This window comes from Paenibacillus darwinianus, from assembly GCF_000598065.1.
GTDB lineage: Bacteria > Bacillota > Bacilli > Paenibacillales > Paenibacillaceae > Paenibacillus_I > Paenibacillus_I darwinianus.
This window is the reverse complement of the sequence record NZ_KK082133.1, coordinates 7096-9552: the sequence shown is the minus strand read 5'-3', so window position 1 is coordinate 9552 and position 2457 is coordinate 7096. Positions and strand designations below refer to the sequence as shown.

Genomic DNA, 2457 nt, shown 5'->3' with positions numbered 1-2457 from the left:
CTTGCGCGGCATGCCGTACAAGCCGATTTCTTCATCATACGCGTCGAAAATCTGGCGCGCGATCGGCGCCGCTCCGCGTCCGCCGTATCCGCCTTCCGGCACGACAACGGCGACGGCCAACACCGGATTTTCCGCGGGCGCATAGGAGATAAACACGGCATTCTCCACATCACCGGCACTGGTCGTCTGCTGAGATGTACCTGTCTTCCGGTTGAACGTGTAATTGACTCCCTCAAAGCCCTGTACGCCGGATTTCATCCCCCGCTCAATCACTTGCCAATACGCATCGGGCAGCTCGACCGTGTTTAGCACCTCCGGCTTCGGCTGCTCGACGACGCTGCCGTCGGGAGCCACGATTTTGTTCACGAAGATGGGCTTCATACGCTTGCCGCGATTGGCGAGCGTCGCAGCGTACTGCACAAGCTGCAGCGGCGTGTAGCGGGCTTGCTGGCCGAACGAGGAGCGGATGAGCGCGGACTGCGGGCTTGCATTCTCGGCTTCGAAGAAATAATCGACGACCCCTTTGGATTCTCCCAGCAGACCGCTGCCGGTCACCACGCCCAACCCGAATTGCTTCACGTACTTGTCCCAAACCTTGACGCCTTCATCCCCTTTATACTTCCGATACAACTGATTGCCGATCATCTCGGCCATAAACGGGTTTGATGACTTCTCAATGGCCCGCGCCGGGTCCAGAAGGCCGTAAGCGCGGTTTTGGGAGTTGCGGATCGATACGCGAAACCGTCCTTCCCGTCCAAAGGAGAAAACTCCCGTGTCGTTATATACGGTATTTGGCGTAATCGTCTTCTCCTCCAACCCTACCAGAACGGTCAGCGGCTTCTGGGTCGAGCCCAGATAGACGAGCGAGGACGGATGCTTGTTCGCCTCCTGCTGGGACGGCCATTTCTGATACACCTCGCGAATCGTTCCATTGTTCTGGATGGACTGGATGTTCGAATAATCCTCCGGACTGATGCGTCCCCCGCGCCACAGGTTCGGATCATAGTCCGGCATGCTCGCCATTGCGATGACTTTGCCGGTTTTCACTTCCATGGCCACGGCGTAGCCAGCACGCGCTTGATCCGCACGGTCCGCGCTGCCGACCGGCGCATTGCGGATGTACTGGATATGATCGACGATCGCTTTCTCCGCCCGCAGCTGCACCGCCCGGTTAATGGTCATGTAGATATCGTTGCCCTTCTCGGGCTTCGTGATGACCGGCGGTCCGATAATCCGGTCCGTGCTGTTGACCGGGTACCTCTTCACGCCGTTCTTGCCACGCAGCATATCCTGATACATATACTCAAGGCCGTCCATCCCGACATCCTCTTCAAGCAAATACTCGAGCGTCGGGTCCTTGGAATCGGCCTTTTTCTCGTAAAAAGCCTGGGTCACCGGCGAAGTAACAGCCGACTTGAACTTCTTCAAATATCCGACCAGCTGCACGGCGACGGTCTCTTTGTCGTAGTTGCGAATGCTGTCCTCCACGACCTCGATGCCCTTGAACTCATCCTTGTTTTCCATGAAATACGCAATCTCTTTGTTGGTCAGGTTCGACTTGATACGCCGCGGCGTATAAACGCTGTTCAAGCGGAACTCGATATCCATCTGTTTGACGATGTCGTCCACCGTCATCGCTTCCTTCGGATCGCCGTATTCCGTGAAAATCTTGTACAGTTTGTTCGCAAGCGCCACCGCATCCGCTTTCTTCACGCCGATCTCGATTGTGTAATAAATAGACTGCGTGGCGGTCGAGTAGGCGATCTTGCGGCCCGATGAATCATAGATATCGCCGCGGATCGGCGGAATTTGCACGGCGCGGCTGCCGAGGCTCGATTCCTGCTCCTTGAGCTCCGGGCCCTTGACGAATTGCAGGATAGCCAGCTGGACGATCAACACGCTGAACAGAAAAAACGTACTGAAAAAAAACAGATTCAACCGAAACGAAAAATGCCGCCGGTTAACGATTTGCCGTTTTTGCTCTTCCTCCGTCCGTTGACTCGTCATGACCGGTTTTCCCCCCTTTCCCCTTAAACAACACCATATGGTTATCTAAACATTCCGTTTTACTTGACGACGCAAAGCTTCCCAAAGTTTCAGGCGCATCCGCGCAAAAAGCGGGTCCCGCCCTTCATGCTTCGCGGATATGCGTCTTTTCAAACCCCGGCGAATCGAACCAGTCGCGATCAAACATTTCGTATCGGCGCTGGAGAACCTCCTTGAATTCCGGCTCGACGGCCTGCGTGAACACCGGCCCCTGTTCCTCGATCATGCGGCCGGCGATAGGCTGAAGCAGCCGTTCCGACGCAGCCCGGTAGACCGGCGACGAGGCAATGCCTGCGGCAAGCGGTGCCTGCGGCAGCAAGGAAACATAGACGAACAGCCCCGCCAGCAGGACCAGGCTCCTGCCGGCCCCCAGCACCGCTCCGAGCACCGCGCCTGCGAACCGGTTGACGG

General features: G+C 56.9%; 1 protein-coding gene and 1 pseudogene. Both read right to left on the bottom strand.

Features of this window, described 5'->3' with window-relative positions; all coding sequences use genetic code 11:
- Positions 1-2007: peptidoglycan D,D-transpeptidase FtsI family protein (locus tag BG52_RS02485; protein ID WP_036582828.1), on the bottom strand; the 2007-nt coding region annotated here is incomplete at its 3' end.
- 124 nt (positions 2008-2131) lie between these two features.
- A pseudogene (locus tag BG52_RS02480) lies at positions 2132-2457 on the bottom strand (transglutaminase domain-containing protein); the annotation flags it as partial.